Genomic DNA, 18,991 nt, shown 5'->3' on the forward strand with positions numbered 1-18,991 from the left:
AACTTACTCCCTTCTTCCTCTTTTCAGCAGCTCGCCAAGATGTCTCCAGAATCCATCCCTCTGTTCAAAATCCATAAGTGGAACCGCTTCACCATATATCCGGCGACAAATATTGGAAAATGCCTGTCCGGCCAGACTTTCCGATGCAGCAAGTGCTTCGCCCTGATTAGTCGCGATCACTACGCTGTCATCATCCGGAATCGCCCCGAGAAGATTTACGGAAAGAATCTCGACAACATCTTCCACAGACATCATATCACCACGCTTTACCATGCCCATCCGCAGCCGGTTGATAATAAGATCAATGCGATCGATCTCATTTGCTTCCAGAAGACCTATGATCCTGTCTGCATCACGGATAGCGGAAACTTCCGGCGTAGTCACTACAATCGCCCTTTTTGCACCTGCGATCGCATTGAAAAATCCCTGCTCGATCCCAGCTGGACAGTCTAAAAGGATAAAATCAAACTTTTCCTGAAGATCATCCGTAAGCTTCTTCATTTGCTGCGGAGTCACCGCGGATTTATCTCTTGTCTGAGCAGCCGGCAGAAGAAACAGACTGGGATTGTTTTTATCCCGGATCAACGCCTGCTTCAGCCTGCAGTTTCCTTCGATCACATCAACCAGATTGTAAACAATCCGGTTTTCCAGTCCCATAACAACATCCAGATTGCGAAGGCCAATGTCTGTATCGATCAGAACGACTCGTCCGCCGAGCATAGACAGCCCTGCTCCGAGATTCGCAGTCACCGTTGTTTTTCCGACACCGCCTTTTCCGGAAGTTACCACAATAATCTCACTCATTACACATTCCTCCATAAATCTTTTCAAGTCGAACTTGTGGTTGTCCCACAGCCTTTTCAACGAAAATGATCTGTTCCGGCGTTTTGGCCGTTTGTCCTGTGTACATTGTGAACTGCTTTGTGTCTTCACAGTTATTTTTAGATTTTTTCTGCTGACCCATAAACGGCATCCCATGTATCTTGGCTCATAGGTTCCACATGGATATGATTTTCTTTTATATAAGCAATTTTCGGTTCCGGCTTGTATTCTGTCTGATCCGAATATTTGGTGATCGCACTGCGTGCAGCTTTGTCGGCAATACGGATCTGAACCGGTTTCATCACAAAGGCGGCAATAAAACAGTTGCGATCCCCCGTCGCTCCCGCGTAAACGCTGCCACGACAGGATCCGAGTATGACAATGTTGCTTTTTGACACAACTTTGGCACCAGAATGTACATCTCCAAGAATCACCACACTTGTCTCTGTTTCCAGGACTTCGCCATTTGAAAGAGTCCCTCGATAAAACAGGCCATCCACTTTTTCCTGCTCTTCCAGTGCCGCATTTAAAATCCTGCGGTAATGCTCCTGACTGACGGCGTCCTCATCCACCACACAGAGGATATGGATGCCGCAGTGATCTACGATCGTCTCGATCACCTGCCGTTCTTCTTCCCGGTTCAGTACTCTTCCACGGAATGTCACAGCCATTTTTGCATTTCTGAAAAAATTGGCAGATTCCTGAAATTTATCCGCAATGTCAAGAAGGAGTTCCTGAAACGGCATCTTGTCATCCAGGATAACGGTCAGGCCGTATTTATTACTCTTAATGATCACGGATTTACGGTTCATACGCTCGCCTCCCCCGACTGTTAGTCCGCAAAACTGTTACTTACATTTACATTTGCTGCAGTATTTGTAATAATATCGCTTTCATCTTTCAGTTTAAAGTAATAACTTACAATATCTTTTGCAACGGACGCCGCGTTCGTGGAAGAATAGCCGTTTGTAATACGCACTGCCATGGCAATTTCCGGTGTATCATACGGTGCATAGCCGATAAAGAGTGCATGGTTTGGTTTGTCCTGATTCTCCTGTGCAGTACCTGTCTTTCCGGCCATATTGAAAGAACTCTTTATGTCCGTAAATGCGGCGTTATTCTGATAAACTCCATTCATACCGGAATGGATCACATCCCAGAGATCTGACGAAAGATCCACAGTGCTGTGCACAACCGGCTCCGGCTCTTCCAGCGTATTATTATCGCTGTCTGTGATACGGTCAAGCAGAGTCAGATCATAACAGGTTCCATTGTTTGCGATCGTTGCCGCATAACGTGAAAGCTGACTGGTCGTAAAGGTATTGCCTGCCTGTCCCATTGCAGTTCTGGCACCATCCGCAGTGGAAACATGCGGTGCTGTCTCATCTATTTCAATGCCCGTATTGGCATCAAAACCATACATTGCAGCATACTTGGTAAGTGTGCTGATCGCCTGTGCGTCATTATAAGTGGAAGACTGTACGACATTTCCATCCGCATCGGTCTCCGGTGTAAGATTGGTAAAATCCGAGGTCTTTCCAAGCATATAACCGACTGTATTGAAATAAAAGTTACAGGATTCCGTGATCGCCTGTGACAAAGTCAGAGGACCATGAGATCCGCTCTTATATCTTTCTGAATAGATCCAGCAGTTTACATCCGGAGGGATCAGCTGGAACTTTCCGGTACAGTTGATCGTATCATAGGCACCTACAACACCTTCCATCACACCTGCAGTTGCCGCCACAATTTTAAACGTAGAACCAGGTGCTGTCACTTCCTGCGTTGCTTTATTATAGAACGGAGAAGATTTGTCGCTGTTCAGTTTATAGAAATAATCATCATCCATATTGTTTGCCAGACGATTGTTATCATAGCCCGGATATGTAACACATGCCAGAACATCGCCGTTGTCCGGATCGGTGATCACGGCTGAACCGGTACACGGCTCCAGTGCAAGCATTGCCGGTGTGATCTCAAGAGAATAAATCTTCGCCATGATAAAATCATAAGCCGAAACTGCTCCGTTTTCCAGAGCACTGTAATCTTCCTCATTCATCTTCAGAATACCCTGATCAAACAGTAGCAGACAGATATCCTTTCCGCTGATCTGATAATTCTGTATCATATATTTATATACCTGGCGGCTGAATGCATCACTCTTTGAAAGATAGTCCGTCACATAATCGGCAAGTGCACCTGTGATTTCACTGGTGTCAAGGTATGTAGTATCGCTGTTTACTTTTGTGATATCGATCCAGTTCTTGGAGATCGCATAACTTAAAAACTCATTCAGACTGACGGATCCGTCATTGCTCCATTTTGTCCACATCTCGTCATTGGTATCGATCTTGTCTTTATCAAGGACTTCTGTTCCTTCGATCAGAACATCGTCCACAATAAAGCTTTCATATACCTGCATCTCCTCGGAAAGATCCTGATATGCCGTTGCTGAAGAGGATGTCATCTGACCCCGTATTTCAGAGAAAATCTCTTCTTCCCGACTCTGAAATTCACTGTAGATACGTTTTTCATTATCGCTTGCATCGTCAGAAGCCAGATGATCTGCATCCAGCACATTATTCTCAAAAAGGCTGTAATACACATCATAGATCGGGATCAGGATATCATCCTCTGATGAAATGCTGTCTTTATCAAATTTCTCGGCATCAAAAATCTTATTGTATACAATTCCGGCAATATACTGCTCCAGAATCTTATATACTGCGATCTGAAGATTGCGGTCAATGGTAAGATGGATATCATTTCCGGCCTGCGGTGCAACTTCAGAATCTTCTTTCAATACTTTTCCAAGGTTATCCACATAAACCGTTTTTGTTCCGTTCTGTCCGCGAAGCTCTTTTTCAAAATATTTCTCGAGTCCGGACTTTCCGACGATATCACTGCTGCTGTACTGACCGTTTCCGTTTTCACCATTAAGTTCTTCCAGTTCTTCTGCGGAAACCTGACCGGTATAACCGATCAGTGGTGCCATATAAAGACCGTCCTCATAAACCCGGATAGAATCTTCTTCCACATCCACGCCCGGATAGCGGTCTTTGTTTTCCATAATAACAGCAACCGTATCTTTAGAAATATCTTTTGCGATCGTAGTCGTCACATACTTCTGATAGCTGTTCTGTGCAACCGCACTTCGCAGTGCAGTCAGCTTTAACTGCTCTTCTTTTGTAAAACTGGATGGAAGGCCGTACTCCTGCAGCTCTTCTTCCGTGTAAACGGAAAGGTCGATTCCGTACCATTTTTTCGTAGAAAGTGTCTGCATCATCTCTTCTGCCGTACAGTTTCTCTCATCGGTTTTCAGATCTTCCGTATCTGCGTATCCGAAAATATCTGCCCGGAAACGCAGAAGATTAAAGCCTTCCCTTGTAAACTCATACTGGCCGTCACTTCCAATGTCGATCGCATAGTTGGTATAAACCTGGTCACCGCCATCTTCGATCACTTTCATGATCTGATACAGGCTGCCGTTCATCGCAAGATTTCTCTCTCTTGTCGTATCATAGCTGCCTACATCTTCATAGGTGACATTATATGCGAGCTTGTTGTATGCAACCGCATTTCCGTCGCGGTCATAAATATTGCCCCGCGTACTTTTCAGTGTTGTTTCTTTTTTGATCTGCATGGTAAAATCCGTCAGATACTTTTCACCGTTGATGATCTGCATGGTATACAGACGCTGGATCAGTATGCCTGCAAGCAATGCAAACAGGACAACCAGAACGATCAGTCTGGACTTTATCAGTTTGGACAGTGAATTTTTAACATAATTAAACAAAGCTACCTACACTCCTTTGTTCTGCCTTTTCAAGTTTATGGTTCAATGCCAGAAGCAGGCGGTATACAACCAGCGTGATCAGTGCAGTATAGATCACTTCCGGTATAATGATCCTTCTCAGATAGAAGAACAGGCTGATCCTTCCGCGAAGGAAAAACTGGAAAAGATAAACCACCAGATCATAGACCAGATCGCTGAATGCGATCAGAAGTACCGGCATCTTGATATCATCATCATAAAAAATGCGATAACAGAAACCGTTGAAGTATCCGACATAGGTGAAGAGGAGCATATGAAATCCCAGCACCGGTCCGTAAAAAATATCCATCAGGATACCAAAAAATGCACCCACAAACATCCCCTCGCGTTTTCCACGCATCAGTGCAAAAGAAACCGTCAGGATGATCGGAAGATTCGGGGAGACGGATGCAATGGCAAATGTCTGCATCAATGTCGTCTGCAGAACAAATGTCAGTAAGATCAAAATAATCATTATGACTCTGCGTTTCACTATTCTCCTCCTGCCTGCTTACTGCTTTCTGTCTGTTTTCCGGTTTCTGTTTCCAGAATCATCTCCGTCTCACTCTGTGCCTGAGACTGGATATCTTTCTGTGCCTCATCGGTATTTTTCAGCTGTGTAATGACCAGCACTTCGTGCAGATGTCTGAAATCAACAACCGGTGTAATGCTTCCTGATTTTGTCAGGTTATTGGAATCCATCCCGATCTCGCTGACATAACCGATCAGAATCCCCGGAAGGAAGCGGTTACTGATTTCTGATGTCACCACTTTGTCACCGACTGTCACCTTATTATCCGCATCCGTCAGCTTCACAAGGCTGATCTTGCCTTCATCGATCAGTTTCAAATTACCGGCAATGATGCAGTTGTCGGAAGTGGAGCTGATCTCGGCACTGACGTTGCTGTAATCGTCTATGATTGAACGAACAGTCGCCCAGTTTGATCCTACCGAAGTTACAATCCCGACAAGACCTCCGTCTGCAATGACATTCATATCTTCCTGAATCCCGTCTTTCGATCCTTTGTTGATCGTAAATACATTGAACCAGTTTCCGGAATCTTTTGCGATAATGCGTGCGGCGATCGTCGGATAGTTGCTGTATTCATCTTTCAGATCCAGCAGATCTTTTAATCTTTCATACTCATCCTGATTCTGCAGCAGATCACTGTTTTCTGCGGTCAGCTCGTCCACTTTTTTCTGCAGTCCGGCATTTTCACTTCGCAGATCTGTTGTATGGAACAGGTATTCTCCCTTGTCCGAGATCCATGTGCCGATTGCGTTCATTCCACTCTGGATCGGCGTGATCACTCCTGTGACATAATGAAGTGGCCCGGATACTGCATCTGTCGTAAAAGACAGAATGATCAAAACGACACATACCGCTGTCAGAATTGTGAGTACCAGTTTGCTTTTTCCTGAATCATTCATCTTTTTTTTCATTGCATTTCCTCTTTTATATCAGATTGCCGACATAATCCTTCAAAGAAAATGTCAGCTTTTTCAGTTCTTTGTCATTCATAATCTCCACAAGACCATTCATCGTGTTATAGACAGGATCTGGAACATTATAAACCGGAAATGTTACCTTTTCCTGTATATAGCTGGCAATATTCGGTGTCAGTGACACACCTCCCGCCAGATAAATACCATTCTGCTGTATATTTTCAAGCAGCTGAGGCGGTGTCCTCTGCAGTGTCATCTTCACGGCATCGGCAATCGCATCGGCCGTATCGGTTATCGCCTTGCTGATATCTTCGGACGGTATCCTGGCAGAACTTGGGACTCCGCTGATCGTGTGGATACCGTAAACTTCGCTGCTCTTTGCTTCCCCGTTCATAAGATACCCCATAGCAACACGGAGCTTCTCTGCCGTCTTTTTGCCGATTGCAAGATTATGCTCGCGGCGTACCATCGTGATGACTGCCTGATCCATTGCATTTCCGCCATACGGATACTGTCTTCCGATGATCACTTTTCCATCTGAGATCACAGAAATCCCGGTTGTGGAAGCTCCGATGTTGACCACCATACTTCCCGTCTGGGCAAGAACCGGCATACCGATGCCGACCGCATCTGCAACTCCTTTTTCCACAAGAGCGATCCTTCTTACTTTCAGTCCAGTCAGTACTTTATAAAAAGCACGCATCTCAATCTCCGACAGCTCCATCGGAACCGTCACCAGAATATCCGGCCTTTTTGTAAAAACACTCGAAAAACGCTTTAATAACCGTGCCAGAATAAAGCCGAGATTCCCGCCGTCTGCGATCGCTCCGTCAACCATCGGACTGTCCGCTGTTACGCAGAGGGGCGTCTTTTCGTACATTTCGTATGCACGCTGGCCGACTGCGATCACATAGGTTTTATCCCGCACCGCGATCATATTTTTTTCACAGACCACTTTTTTGTTTTTTTTATCGGCGATCTTTATCGTGTCACTTCCAAGATCTATCCCGCATTTTTTTCGAAACAACATGTACTCAAACTCCTTATCTCAAAGGATTTTCATTTCCCTGAAACTGGCATAACACCGATCTCCCACAATAATATGATCCAGAAGACGTATCCCAACCAGCTCACCGCCAAGTGAAATCCTTTTTGTAAGGCTTTTGTCCTCTTCACTCGGAGTCGGATCTCCACTTGGATGATTGTGCAGAAGTATAATAAAAACCGCATGATGCTGCAGGGCCAGCAAAAAAATCTCACGCGGCGTAATGACAGAACAGTTTACACTGCCCTTGGATATGGATTGCCTCGCAAGAAGACGGCATTTTGTGTCAAGCATCAGAAGAATCATCTGCTCCTGCTCCAGATGACGCATCTCCTCCATAAAATAATCTGCAATGCTGGCAGCATCTTTGAAGTTCAGGGCACTCCAGGCGGATTGACCGGCAATCCTTCTGGAAAGCTCCGCAATACATTTGAGCTGTACTGCTTTTACTTCTCCGATACCGCGTATCTGGCATAACTGTGGAATTGTCATATGATACAGGCCAAGAAGTCCATTTCTTGGTGCTCCTGCATCCAATATTTTTCTGGAAAGTTCCAATGCATTGATCCCCTTTGATCCTGTACGCAAAATAACGGCGAGAAGCTCTGCATCGCTTAGCACTTCCGAACCTTTGTTTATGCATTTTTCATATGGCAATTCATCTGCCGGCAGTTCTGTCATTTTACAGTTGTTTTCTTTCATAAAATACAACCGGCTCTCTTGTCCCCCTGATACCCGTATCGCAGTATCCATTTTCTTCCGATAGGCTATTGTATCATAAATAGTGCGAAGTGTACACACTATTTAATCTTAAATTTTTTTAAAATAGCTTCCGCAACCTTCAGTCCATCCATGGCTGCGGAAGTAATCCCGCCGGCATATCCTGCTCCTTCCCCGCATGGATAAATACCGGAAATACTGCTCTCCAGCGTCTCTTTTTCCCGCTCGATCCGCACAGGTGAAGATGTTCTGCTTTCTACTGCGGATAAAATCGCGTCTCCTCTGTCAAAGCCTCTGATCTTTCTTCCAAAGACTTTGACCGACTGCTCGATTGAATCTCCGATCTCTTTTGGAAAACAGTCTCTCACATTTCCGAATGTCCATGCTCCTTTCATGGAAGGAGTGGTTTCTCCAAGTGATTCACTGACCTGCTTTTTGCAGAAATCACGATACAGCTGCACAGGGATCTTCCCATCTCCGGCTTCATATGCCGCCGCTTCCAGTTTTCTCTGAAATTCTACGCCGGCAAGCACATCATCTCCCGGGAAATCTTTCGGTGTCACCGTAACAACAATGGCACTGTTCGCATTGTCACCGTTTCGGCTGTGATAACTCATACCATTAACGGCAAGTTTTCCTTCCTCGGAAGAAGCATTTACGACATATCCGCCAGGACACATACAAAAAGAGTATACACCTCGTCCGTTCGGAAGCTGACAGGTCAGCTTGTAATCTGCTGCCGGAAGCGTTCCCCGCTCTTTTCCGTACTGGGACTGATCGATCAGATGCTGCGGATGTTCCATGCGGACACCGACCGCAAAAGCTTTCGGTGACATAGAAAACTGTCTTTTTTTCAGCAGTGCAAACGTGTCTCTCGCACTGTGACCGATTGCCAGGACGGCCGCCTCACATTCCAGCCGTTCTGCTCCATTGATAATCAGTGCCCGAAGTTGTCCTTTCTGGATTTCAAAATCGGTGACCTGTGCTTCAAAACGCACGTCTCCTCCAAGACGCAGGATCTCTTTTCTGATATTTTTAATGACCTCCCTGAGAAGATCGGTTCCGATGTGTGGTTTGTTCAGCCACAGGATTTCTTCCGGTGCACCGAATTCCACAAAGGTTTTCAATACAAACGTATTTCTTCCGGTGGCATCTTTTACGGCTGTATTCAGTTTTCCATCCGAAAAAGTGCCGGCTCCGCCTTCTCCGAACTGGATATTGCTTCGTTCATCCAGTTGCCCTGTTTGCCAGAATGTTTCAACCATCTCCTGTCTGCGGTCGACATCCATGCCTCTCTCTAAAAGAATCGGTGCAAAACCGGTTCTTGCAAGAGAAAGTGCACAGAAAAGCCCCGCAGGCCCCATGCCAATCACAACCGGACGATGTTTGAATGGAATTGTGCCGCTCTGCTCTGGGGCGTAGATGACTTCTTTTGCGCTGGTAACTTTGTTGCTTTTACATCTTCGCAGTATTTTTTCTTCGTCATTTACTTCCACATCTACCGTATAGACATAATACAGTTCCGGTTTCTTTCTCGCATCCAGAGAACGTTTGCAGATCCGAAGATTCTGAATTTCTTCCTCCCGGATGCGAAGTTCTTTTGCTGCGGCGTGTTTCAATCCCTGTTCTCCTTTTTCCGCATTTCTCTTTATCTGTGAAATTCTAAGCATTCTGTTCTACCTGTCCTTTCTGATCGTTTGCTGCATGATATCCTGCCAGGTAACCGCTGCTCCAGGCCCATTGCAGATTATAGCCGCCGCAGGCACCATCTACATCCAGAATCTCCCCGGCAAAATAAAGTCCCGGCACCTTTTTCGATCCCATGGTCTTTGCATTTACAAAAGCAGTGTCAATACCACCGGCACAGACCTGTGCATACTCAAATGAACGTGTACCGGTTACTGTAAGACGCAGATTAGATACCAGAGAAAGAATCTCAAGAAACGATTCTTCCTGCAAAATTTCACCTGCTTTATATCCAGTCTGTTTCAGCAGCAGAGCGGCCAGTTTCTGTGGAAAGATCCCGGACAGAAGATGCTCTGCCTTTTTATTTGTCTGTTTTTGGTATATTGCAAGAAGATGCTGTCTGTTCACCTGTGGAAGCAGATTGAGAGAAATCTGCACGTTTTTCTTTTCTAAAAGCCCAAGTGCTGCAAAACGGCTGACCTGAAAAACTACAATCCCGGAAATTCCATACGATGTCCACTGCAGTTCTCCTTCCGATTCAGCCGCCTTTTTTCCATCAAGAAAAAGCGTTACTTTCGCCGGGCTTCGAAGTCCGGCAAGTGCATGGAAAGCAGCTTCTTTTGTCTTTAACGGAACCAGTGCCGGAACGATCTCCGTAACCGGATGGCCAAGTTTTTCTGCCAAATGATAGCCGTCCTCACACCCGCCAAGTGTCTGTGCTGCCTTTGATCCGCAGGCAAGAATCACGACATCTGCCTCGTATTGCCATCCTTCTGTTTTCACAAAAAAACCTCCCTTTTTTTGTGGCAGAATATCAATAATGCGTTCCCGTGTTTTTATTTTCACACCACGCTCACGCAATACATCCAGAAAAAGCATCTGCACCGTCTGTGCCTGATCCGTATAGGGATAAACTCCGCCGTTTTTTTCATGCATCAACATACCAAGTTCTTCAAAAAACTGCACGGTCCGTTCCTGATCAAATGTTTGCAAGGCAGCTTCTGTAAAATCCTGCCCTGTTCCCCGATAGGAAAGCAGCGGTTCTCTGGATGCATAAGTCAGGTTGCATTTTCCGTTTCCGGTTGCCAGAAGCTTTTTCCCCGGTTTTTCCTGTGCCTCCAGAACGGTCACTTCTGTATCCGGCCGTTTTGCATGAAAAGCACTCATAAATCCTGCTGCCCCTCCGCCTGCAACTATAATTCGTTTCATCTGTTTTCTCCCTGTCATCATATTCCTTTTAAAGAGGCAGTCTCACCAGATCGGCATCATAAAGTTTCTGAAGAGACATCAAAATGCCAAGTTTTGCATGCTGCCAGGTAAGTCCGCCCTGGAAATACACGGCATACGGCGGTTTGATCGGTCCGTCTGCACTCAGCTCAATGGAAGATCCCTGAACAAAAGCTCCCGCTGCCATGATCACATCGCTGTCATAGCCTGGCATTGCCCACGGCTCCGGTGTTACGTAGCTGTCTACCGGTGCTGCTGCTTGGATACCGCGGCAAAATGCGATTACACCTTCTGCTGTTCCAAGCTCCACAGCCTGAATGATATCATGACGGCTTTCAGAACCATTCGGGACTACTGGAAATCCACATGCTTCGTAAATGTTTGCTGCAAAAATGGCACCCTTTAAAGCTCCGGCTGTAACGGTCGGTGCCAGAAAAAATCCCTGATAAAAAGAATTTAAAATACCAAGGGAGGCTCCGACCTCTTTGGCAAGTCCCGGAGACGTCAGACGGCAGGCTGCATTCTCCACACATTCTTTCTTTCCGACGATATAACCGCCGACCGGTGCCAGTCCGCCGCCCGGATTCTTTATCAGAGAGCCGGCCATCATATCCACACCGACATCCGTTGGCTCACTCAGCTCCGTAAATTCCCCGTAACAGTTGTCAACCATACATATGATATTTTCTCTTATATTTTTTACAAAAGCAACCGCCTCCCCGATTTTTGCAACCGAAAGCGTCGGTCTGGTCTGATAGCCTTTCGAACGCTGGATCGTCACCACTTTCGTTCGTTCATTGATTGCATTTCTGATCCCGTCAAAATCAAAAGAACCATCCTCCTTTAAATCCACCTGTGCGTAAGAAACTCCATATTCGGCAAGAGAGCCTCTCGACGGGCGGATACCGATCACTTCTTCGAGCGTATCATACGGCTTTCCGGCAATCGATAAAAGTTCATCTCCCGGTCTTAAATTAGAGAACAATGCCAGAGCGATCGCATGGGTTCCGCATGTGATCTGCGGTCTTACCAGTGCATCTTCCGTGTGAAATGTATCCGCATATACCTTTTCCAGCGTATCCCTTCCGTCATCGTTGTAGCCATATCCGGTACTTCCGGAAAAATGTTCTGCACAGACACGGTTTTTCTGCATGGCATGCAGTACTTTCAACTGATTGTACTCTGCATTTTTATCGATCGCATCAAAACGTGCCTTTAATTTTTCCTCCGTTTTCTGTCCAAACTCATAAATCGCATCACAGATGCCAAATTCTTCGTACATATTTTTTAATGATTCCATACATGTCTCTCCTGTAAAACTGCAAGCATATACTGCAGAATTTTTTCTTCGTCATATTCAAAAGCATCTTTGTCAACCCAGATCACATCGCGTTCCCGCTTAAACCAGGTGATCTGACGCTTGGCAAAATGTCTCGTATCTCGCTTTAATTTATAAACTGCTTCCTCAAGGGTACATTCTCCGTCCAGATACTCCAGGATCTCTTTATAGCCAAGTCCCTGCATCGAAACCATACCGCGGTGGCACCCCTTTTCCTTCAGCTTTTCTACTTCCGCCACCAGACCTTCTAAAAGCATCTCATCAATGCGGGCATCAATACGCTGGTAAAGACGATCCCGTTTGTCATTCAATACAAAATAGGCAAAGGCATAAGGAGATTCCTTCTGCCGTTCCTGCTCATTGTGCCTGGAAATTGCCTCCCCGGTCTGTTTATAATATTCCAGTGCCCGGATCACACGCTTAACATTATTTGCATGGATCTTCTCGGCGGAAATGGGATCGACTTCCTTTAATTTCTCATGCAGCTTTTCTGCCCCCTGCTCTTTTGCGTAAGTCTCCAACTCTCTTCGGTAAGAATCGTCCTCTCCGCTTTCCGTAAAATCAATATCATAAAGCATGGCCTGTATGTAAAATCCAGTCCCCCCTGTGAGGATCGGTACTTTTCCCCTGCTCCGGATATCTTCCATCGCTTCTTTTGCCATCTGTACAAACCGGACAACATGAAATTCCTCATCCGGATCTAACACATCGATCAGATGATGCGGAATTCCTTTTTGTTCTTCCGGCATGATTTTTGCTGAGCCAATATCCATGCCGCGGTAAACCTGCATGGAATCTGCTGAGATGATCTCCCCGTTCACACGCTCTGCAAGAGACAGAGAAAGTGCCGTTTTCCCGACCGCCGTCGGTCCGGTCAGAATGATCAGTGGTTCCTTTGTCATAATATAACTCCCCCCGTTTCTATACAATTCTCTTAAATTTCTTCTCCAGCTCGTATTTCGACATGGAAATGATCGTCGGCCGCCCATGTGGGCAGTTGTATGGATTATCCAGTGTCAGCAGCTCATCAATCAGAGCATGTGCTTCTTTTGTACTCATACGGTGATTTCCCTTGACTGCTGCCTTGCAGGACATGGAAGCCACCTTTTCCAAAACACTCTGCGGCGTGCCCCTGACCGACTGGTCTACCAGGTCATCTAAAATCTCCAGAAACAGAGAACGCTCCGTAATGCCGAACAGATTGTCCGGAATTGCACTGAGGGCATATTCCATGCCTCCGAACGGTTCTATCTCAAAGCCAAGCTTTTCAAAAACATCCATGTGCATTTTTAAAGCTTCCTCCTCTTTGAGACTCAGCGTCAGAATGACCGGCGGACTGATCCGCTGCGACGTAAACGTATGATCTTTTAATCGTTTCATTGTCTGCTCATATAAAACCTTTTCATGAGCCGCATGCTGGTCGATCAGATACATCTTATCCTGAAACTGCACGATCCAGTAAGTATCGAACACTTGTCCGATGACCGTATGCTGCTTCACGTTCTGCTGCGATAAAAGCTTATCATCAAAAAGCTCCATCTGTTCTGCTTTCTGAATCTCTCTGGTGATTTCCTGTTCGAACGGTTTCTCTGGTTTTTCTGCTGTTTCAGACACTTCTCCTTTTTCGGTTTCTGGTACGCTCTTTGATGCCGGCTCTGTATTTTGTTTCTGGAACATCTGCGGAAGCGGACGTGGAACTTTTTCTGTTTTTGGCAGCTCTGCCTTTGTCTGATCCTGCGTAGAAACTGGATTCTGCATAGAAACTGCCATTTGCTTGGAAGCATGTACAACAGCCGGATCAGATGTGGCTGTATGCAGATTTCCGTACGAAGGTGCACTCTCCCGTATCACATGTGCCGTAAAAGAGGACTGTGGTTTTGCCTTTGGGAGCTGAAATGGCTCCGGAACCTGTGCCGGCTTCTTATATTTTGGCAGTTCTGCCTTTTTCGGCTCCCTCTCCACACCAACATCCGGGATCAGTTCTCTGGATGAGAGTGCCTGCCGTACAGTATCATATACGATCTGGTAGATTTCTTCCTGATTGGAAAAACGCAGTTCCAGTTTGGTCGGATGAACGTTGACATCCAGAAGGTCCCCCGGTATCGTAAAGTGCAGTGCCGTGAACGGATATTTATGCTGCATCATAAATGTTTTATAGGCATCCTCGATCGCCTTTGTGATGATCTTGCTTTTTACATATCTTCCATTAACAAAATAGTTTTCAAAATTGCGGTTGCCTCTGGAGATCACCGGCTTTCCGACAAATCCATCCAGCCTGCCAAATGCTCCTTCTGCTTTTACCGGAAGCAGATTGGCCGCAATATCCCTTCCATAAATACCATAAATAATATCCTTCAGGTTATGATTGCCTGATGTGTGCAGCCTGGTCTGTCGGTTATTAATAAATTTGAACGCGATTTCCGGATGCGAAAGAGCCATGCGTTCCATCAGTTCGCTGATGTATCCAGCCTCTGTCATCGCAGATTTTAAAAACTTTTTTCTTGCCGGTGTATTATAAAAAATATTATTGACCAGAAAGGTCGTTCCATCCGGTGCTCCAATCTCTTCTGTTAAAATCTCCTGTCCGCCCTCAATGCGGTATCTGGTCCCGAGCAGTGTGCCGGCCGTCTTGGTGATCACTTCCACCTGGCAGACTGCGGCAATGCTCGATAACGCCTCACCGCGAAATCCAAGCGAAGATACAGAAAGCAGATCCTCCACTTTCGTGATCTTGCTGGTCGCATGACGCAGAAAAGCTGTCGCAATCTGATCCTTTGCAATTCCCTCGCCGTTATCGGTGATCCGGATCAGTGAGATCCCGCCGTCTTTGATTTCAGCCGTCACAGCAGTCGCTCCGGCATCGATGGCATTTTCTACCAGCTCTTTGACCACAGAAGAAGGTCGCTCGATTACCTCTCCTGCTGCAATTTTATCAATGGTACTTTCATCTAATACTGCAATATTCTTCATACTATCATCCCTGTACGCCTGTTACACTCCAACGGTTTTTTAGTTTGCTCTGCAGACGGTTCAATGTATTTAATGCTTCCAGCGGTGTCATGGAAGCAATCTCCATCTCACTTAATTCTTTTAAAATATCCTCATCTTTTGCAGTGTCAAACAGTGCCATCTGCCCCATATCAACCTGATCGTAGGTTTTGGGACGGTTGCGGACTTTTGTCGCTGTTTTTGCCTGCGGTGCACTGCCTGCTGCCTCAATCTCTTTTGCACGCTCTGTGATATCCGCATCACTTAATTCTTCTACCAGCTCTTTGGCACGTTCGATCACGGAATCCGGAACACCGGCAAGTTTTGCGACCTGGATACCATAACTCTTATCCGCACCGCCTTTTACAATCTTTCGAAGAAATACAATGTCATCGCCCTTTTCTTTTACAGCAATGCAGTAATTATTCACACCCGATAATTTGCCCTGCAATTCGGTCAGTTCATGGTAATGCGTTGCGAAAAGCGTTTTTGCCCCGAGAAGTCTTGTATTTGCGATATGCTCAACCACCGCCCATGCAATCGAAAGCCCGTCAAAAGTGCTCGTTCCGCGTCCGATCTCATCCAGAATCAGAAGACTGTTCGAAGTTGCATTTCGAAGAATATTGGCAACCTCTGTCATTTCCACCATAAAAGTGCTTTGTCCGCTTGCCAGGTCATCGGAAGCTCCGACCCTTGTAAAAATACGGTCCACAATGCCGATCTTCGCAGAAGATGCCGGAACAAAGCTACCGATCTGAGCCATCAAAACAATCAGGGCACTCTGACGCATGTATGTTGATTTACCTGCCATGTTTGGACCGGTAATGATGGAAATACGATTTTTGCTGTTGTCAAGGTAAGTATCGTTTGCAATGAACATATCGTTTTCGATCATCTGTTCAACTACCGGATGACGGCCGTTCTTGATATCGATCACGCCTTTTTCATTCATTTTCGGGCAGACATAGTTATTACGTTCTGCAACCAGTGCCAAAGAAGCGAAGACATCGATCGCCGCTACTGCTTTTGCGGTCTTCTGAATGCGTTCTACCTCTTTTGCGATCTGTTCCCTTACATCGGAAAACAGATTGTATTCCAAAGAAAAGAGCTTGTCCTCCGCTCCGAGAATGATGTCCTCCAGCTCTTTTAATTCCGGCGTGATATAACGTTCAGCATTTGTGAGTGTCTGTTTTCTTGTATAGTAATCCGGAACCATATCTTTAAAAGAGTTTGTCACTTCCAGATAATAGCCAAACACCTTGTTGTATTTAATCTTCAGGTTTTTGATGCCGGTATTTTCACGTTCTTTGGCTTCCAGCTGTGCCAGCCAGGTCTTGCCTTCTGTCTTTGCGGCACGCAGACGGTCGATTTCTTCGTTATAGCCTTCTTTGATGATACCGCCGTCTTTAATCTGGATCGGCGGCTCCTCCATAATTGCCCGGTCGATCAGATCACACACATCCTGAAGTTCATCCATCTGCTCACATACTTCCACAAGAAGCGGAGATTTCATCGTAGATAAAATGTATTTGATATGCGGCAGCATGGACAGAGATGTGCCGAATGCGATCAGATCTCTTGGATTTGCAGTCTTGTAGCTGATCTTACTGATCAGACGCTCGAGATCATAGACCGGAGAAAGATATTCTCGCAGTTCTTCCCTGCAGATCGCATTGTCTTTTAATTCTCCGACGGCTTCCAGTCTGTTTGATATTTCTTCCTTGTCGATCAGCGGCTGCTCAATAAAGGAACGCAGAAGTCTTGCCCCCATCGCAGTCTTTGTCTTATCGAGAACCCACAGAAGGGAACCTCTTTTCTGCTTTTCACGTAAAGTTTCGCAAAGCTCCAGATTTCTTCTGGTCGAGCTGTCGATCACCATGTATTTTCCGGCAAAATAAGTATTTAACGAAGTCAGGTTTGCGATCGCTGTTTTCTGTGTTTCCATCAGATACTGAAGCAGTGCACCGGCTGCGATGATCCCGCAGTTCAGCTCACCAAGTCCGAGTCCTGCCAGGCTGGAGACATGAAAGTGGTCCAGCAGTGTCTTCTTACAGCGTTCATCACCAAAATACCAGTTTTCCAGGGCATTGACGGCAATTCCAAGACGGTTTTTCAGATCTTCTACATCCACACCGCTGACAAAAAAGGAATCGTTGCAGATGATCTCGGTCGGTGCAAACTTTGTGATCTCATCTAATAGTTTTCTGCATCCATCCACTTCCGTCACCAGATAATCACCGGTGGAAATATCGGCAATGGAGACGCCAAAACGATCCGCCATGCACACAATCGCCATCAGATAATTGTGCTTTGTCTCATCCATGGCGTTAGTATCCAGATTCGTTCCCGGCGTGACAATGCGGATAACTTCCCGCTTAACCAGTCCCTTCGCCTGCTTTGGATCTTCTACCTGTTCACAGATTGCAACCTTATATCCTTTTGCCACCAGACGGTTCAGATATGTATCTGCAGCATGATAAGGAATGCCGCACATCGGAGCACGCTCTTCAAGTCCGCAGTCTTTTCCTGTCAGTGTGATCTCCAGTGCTTTGGATGCCGTCAGGGCATCGTCAAAAAACATTTCATAGAAATCACCCAGGCGATAAAAAAGAATACAGTCCTTGTACTGTTCCTTTGTCTCCAGATATTTTGCCATCATCGGCGTTACGGAATTTTTTTTATTATTTTTTGCTGTTGTACTCAACGGTCAAACCTCTTTCATCTCATTTCTATTGTTTGTGCCTGTTCTGCACAAAACATGCTTGTACCTCTGTTCTTACTCTGCTTTTACCGCCCAACGCATTTTCGTTGACCTGGCTCTGCCATTCTGTGCACACTCCTGCATGGACGGACGTATCACATCTTTGGCATAGTCCGAATAAATACCTGCTTTGTATCCGGCCTTCAGTGCTTTTTTGACCAGTTTGTCCTCCCCGGAATGGAACGTCAGGATTGCCACACGTCCGCCCGGCTTTAAGGCATCCGGCAGTTTTTCCATAAATTCATACAGAACTTCAAATTCCTGGTTGACATCAATGCGAAGTGCCTGGAACACACGCTGGCAGGTCTTTCGGATCGTATCTTTTTTCTCTTTTTCCGGAAGAAAATCCAGCGTATTTTCGATAACAGTCCGCAGTTTTGTTGTGCTATCGATGCGATTCCCTTTGCGGATCTCATCTGTGATCGCTTTTGCGATCTCTTCGCAGTACGGTTCATCTGAATTTTCATATAACATCCCGGCAAGTTCCTCTCTGCTGATCTGATCCAGTCTTTCTGCCGCACTGATTCCTTTTTGCTGATTCAGTCTAAGATCCAAAGGTCCGTCCGCACGGAAAGAAAATCCCCGTTTCGGATTGTCGATCTGCATGGAAGATACACCAAGATCCGCCAAAATAAAATCAAATCCTTCCGCTTCTTTTGCAATCTCATCGATCGTACAGAAATTCTGAAGCTTTATGGTCAGAATCCTTTCCCCAAATCCCTGTTCTTCCAGACGCTTTTTTGTCTTTGCCGACTCTTCCGGATCCACATCCGTAGCATACATATGGCCTTCTCCATGAAGACATTCCATCATTGCCTTTGTATGGCCGCCGTATCCAAGCGTGGCATCAAATCCGGTTTCTCCCGGCTGGATTTTCAGAAAATCCAGGATTTCCTTCACCATAATGGAAATGTGCATACCTGCCGGTGTATTCCCTTTTCGGATCACATGTTCAACCGTATCCTGATATTTTTCCGGATTCAGCTCTTTGTACTTTTCTTCAAATTTTTTCGGATATTTTCCTTTATATCTTACACGCCGTTTGTGCGGCTTTGGTGTCTCCTGCTGCATAAACCTCTCCTTATGTTCATGAATACAGACGTACCCCGCCTTTTCTGACTGAAAAAGCAAAATACGCCTGTT

At 45.8% G+C, this 18,991-nt stretch carries 15 protein-coding genes; all 15 read right to left on the bottom strand.

Going from position 1 to position 18,991, the window contains the following annotated elements:
- Positions 1–3: 3 nt before the first annotated feature.
- Entirely contained in the window at positions 4–804 is an 801-nt protein-coding gene (gene minD, locus ACLTL4_RS01400) for a septum site-determining protein MinD (protein WP_022119777.1), read from the bottom strand.
- Positions 797–964 carry a hypothetical protein gene (locus ACLTL4_RS01405; RefSeq protein WP_178089186.1) on the bottom strand — a complete coding sequence of 56 codons (168 nt, stop codon included), beginning with the start codon at positions 962–964 and terminating at the stop codon, positions 797–799. The genes minD and ACLTL4_RS01405 overlap by 8 nt, the downstream gene beginning before the upstream one ends.
- Positions 942–1,634 (bottom strand): septum site-determining protein MinC, encoded by a 693-nt coding sequence (gene minC / locus ACLTL4_RS01410; protein WP_147631483.1) that lies wholly within the window; start codon positions 1,632–1,634, stop codon positions 942–944. Before minC ends, ACLTL4_RS01405 begins: the two co-directional genes overlap by 23 nt.
- A 20-nt stretch (positions 1,635–1,654) precedes the next feature.
- Complete coding sequence (locus ACLTL4_RS01415; protein ID WP_173865609.1) at positions 1,655–4,618, bottom strand: penicillin-binding transpeptidase domain-containing protein; 2,964 nt, start codon at positions 4,616–4,618, stop codon at positions 1,655–1,657.
- Positions 4,611–5,129, bottom strand: coding sequence for a rod shape-determining protein MreD (gene mreD / locus ACLTL4_RS01420; protein ID WP_022119781.1), 519 nt, complete (start codon positions 5,127–5,129; stop codon positions 4,611–4,613). The genes ACLTL4_RS01415 and mreD overlap by 8 nt, the downstream gene beginning before the upstream one ends.
- Positions 5,129–6,079 carry a rod shape-determining protein MreC gene (gene mreC / locus ACLTL4_RS01425; protein ID WP_412291082.1) on the bottom strand — a complete coding sequence of 317 codons (951 nt, stop codon included), beginning with the start codon at positions 6,077–6,079 and terminating at the stop codon, positions 5,129–5,131. Before mreC ends, mreD begins: the two co-directional genes overlap by 1 nt.
- 13 nt (positions 6,080–6,092) lie before the next feature.
- On the bottom strand, positions 6,093–7,112 hold the full coding sequence (locus ACLTL4_RS01430; protein ID WP_147631479.1) for a rod shape-determining protein: 1,020 nt from the start codon (positions 7,110–7,112) through the stop codon (positions 6,093–6,095).
- A gap of 18 nt (positions 7,113–7,130) precedes the next feature.
- Positions 7,131–7,829: a RadC family protein gene (gene radC / locus ACLTL4_RS01435; protein ID WP_412291081.1), complete on the bottom strand. Its 699-nt coding sequence runs from the start codon at positions 7,827–7,829 to the stop codon at positions 7,131–7,133.
- 98 nt (positions 7,830–7,927) lie between these two features.
- Positions 7,928–9,517: an NAD(P)/FAD-dependent oxidoreductase gene (locus tag ACLTL4_RS01440; RefSeq protein WP_412291080.1), complete on the bottom strand. Its 1,590-nt coding sequence runs from the start codon at positions 9,515–9,517 to the stop codon at positions 7,928–7,930.
- Positions 9,510–10,742 (bottom strand): NAD(P)/FAD-dependent oxidoreductase, encoded by a 1,233-nt coding sequence (locus ACLTL4_RS01445; RefSeq protein WP_412320165.1) that lies wholly within the window; start codon positions 10,740–10,742, stop codon positions 9,510–9,512. The genes ACLTL4_RS01440 and ACLTL4_RS01445 overlap by 8 nt, the downstream gene beginning before the upstream one ends.
- Positions 10,743–10,770: 28 nt before the next feature.
- Positions 10,771–12,060, bottom strand: a complete 1,290-nt coding sequence (locus ACLTL4_RS01450) for an aminotransferase class I/II-fold pyridoxal phosphate-dependent enzyme (RefSeq protein WP_173865605.1) — start codon at positions 12,058–12,060, stop codon at positions 10,771–10,773.
- Positions 12,048–13,001, bottom strand: coding sequence for a tRNA (adenosine(37)-N6)-dimethylallyltransferase MiaA (gene miaA, locus ACLTL4_RS01455; protein ID WP_412291078.1), 954 nt, complete (start codon positions 12,999–13,001; stop codon positions 12,048–12,050). Before miaA ends, ACLTL4_RS01450 begins: the two co-directional genes overlap by 13 nt.
- A gap of 19 nt (positions 13,002–13,020) precedes the next feature.
- On the bottom strand, positions 13,021–15,069 hold the full coding sequence (mutL, locus tag ACLTL4_RS01460; protein ID WP_412291077.1) for a DNA mismatch repair endonuclease MutL: 2,049 nt from the start codon (positions 15,067–15,069) through the stop codon (positions 13,021–13,023).
- A 4-nt stretch (positions 15,070–15,073) separates the two neighbouring features.
- On the bottom strand, positions 15,074–17,746 hold the full coding sequence (gene mutS / locus ACLTL4_RS01465) for a DNA mismatch repair protein MutS (RefSeq protein ID WP_173897131.1): 2,673 nt from the start codon (positions 17,744–17,746) through the stop codon (positions 15,074–15,076).
- A gap of 117 nt (positions 17,747–17,863) precedes the next feature.
- Positions 17,864–18,919: a 16S rRNA (cytosine(1402)-N(4))-methyltransferase RsmH gene (rsmH, locus tag ACLTL4_RS01470; protein ID WP_412291076.1), complete on the bottom strand. Its 1,056-nt coding sequence runs from the start codon at positions 18,917–18,919 to the stop codon at positions 17,864–17,866.
- Between the last annotated feature and the right edge of the window lie 72 nt (positions 18,920–18,991).

This window comes from Hominisplanchenecus sp. (assembly GCF_046967715.1).
In the GTDB taxonomy this organism is placed as follows: domain Bacteria; phylum Bacillota; class Clostridia; order Lachnospirales; family Lachnospiraceae; genus Hominisplanchenecus; species Hominisplanchenecus faecis.

Bases quoted from the DNA above. Each gene is read 5' to 3' on its own strand.
- minD (WP_022119777.1), bottom strand. From the start codon at position 804: ATGAGTGAGATTATTGTGGTAACTTCCGGAAAAGGCGGTGTCGGAAAA.
- ACLTL4_RS01405 (WP_178089186.1), bottom strand. From the start codon at position 964: ATGGGTCAGCAGAAAAAATCTAAAAATAACTGTGAAGACACAAAGCAG.
- minC (WP_147631483.1), bottom strand. From the start codon at position 1,634: ATGAACCGTAAATCCGTGATCATTAAGAGTAATAAATACGGCCTGACC.
- mreC (WP_412291082.1), bottom strand. From the start codon at position 6,079: ATGAAAAAAAAGATGAATGATTCAGGAAAAAGCAAACTGGTACTCACA.
- ACLTL4_RS01430 (WP_147631479.1), bottom strand. From the start codon at position 7,112: ATGTTGTTTCGAAAAAAATGCGGGATAGATCTTGGAAGTGACACGATA.
- radC (WP_412291081.1), bottom strand. From the start codon at position 7,829: ATGAAAGAAAACAACTGTAAAATGACAGAACTGCCGGCAGATGAATTG.
- ACLTL4_RS01440 (WP_412291080.1), bottom strand. From the start codon at position 9,517: ATGCTTAGAATTTCACAGATAAAGAGAAATGCGGAAAAAGGAGAACAG.
- ACLTL4_RS01445 (WP_412320165.1), bottom strand. From the start codon at position 10,742: ATGAAACGAATTATAGTTGCAGGCGGAGGGGCAGCAGGATTTATGAGT.
- ACLTL4_RS01450 (WP_173865605.1), bottom strand. From the start codon at position 12,060: ATGGAATCATTAAAAAATATGTACGAAGAATTTGGCATCTGTGATGCG.
- miaA (WP_412291078.1), bottom strand. From the start codon at position 13,001: ATGACAAAGGAACCACTGATCATTCTGACCGGACCGACGGCGGTCGGG.
- mutL (WP_412291077.1), bottom strand. From the start codon at position 15,069: ATGAAGAATATTGCAGTATTAGATGAAAGTACCATTGATAAAATTGCA.
- mutS (WP_173897131.1), bottom strand. From the start codon at position 17,746: ATGATGGCAAAATATCTGGAGACAAAGGAACAGTACAAGGACTGTATT.
- rsmH (WP_412291076.1), bottom strand. From the start codon at position 18,919: ATGCAGCAGGAGACACCAAAGCCGCACAAACGGCGTGTAAGATATAAA.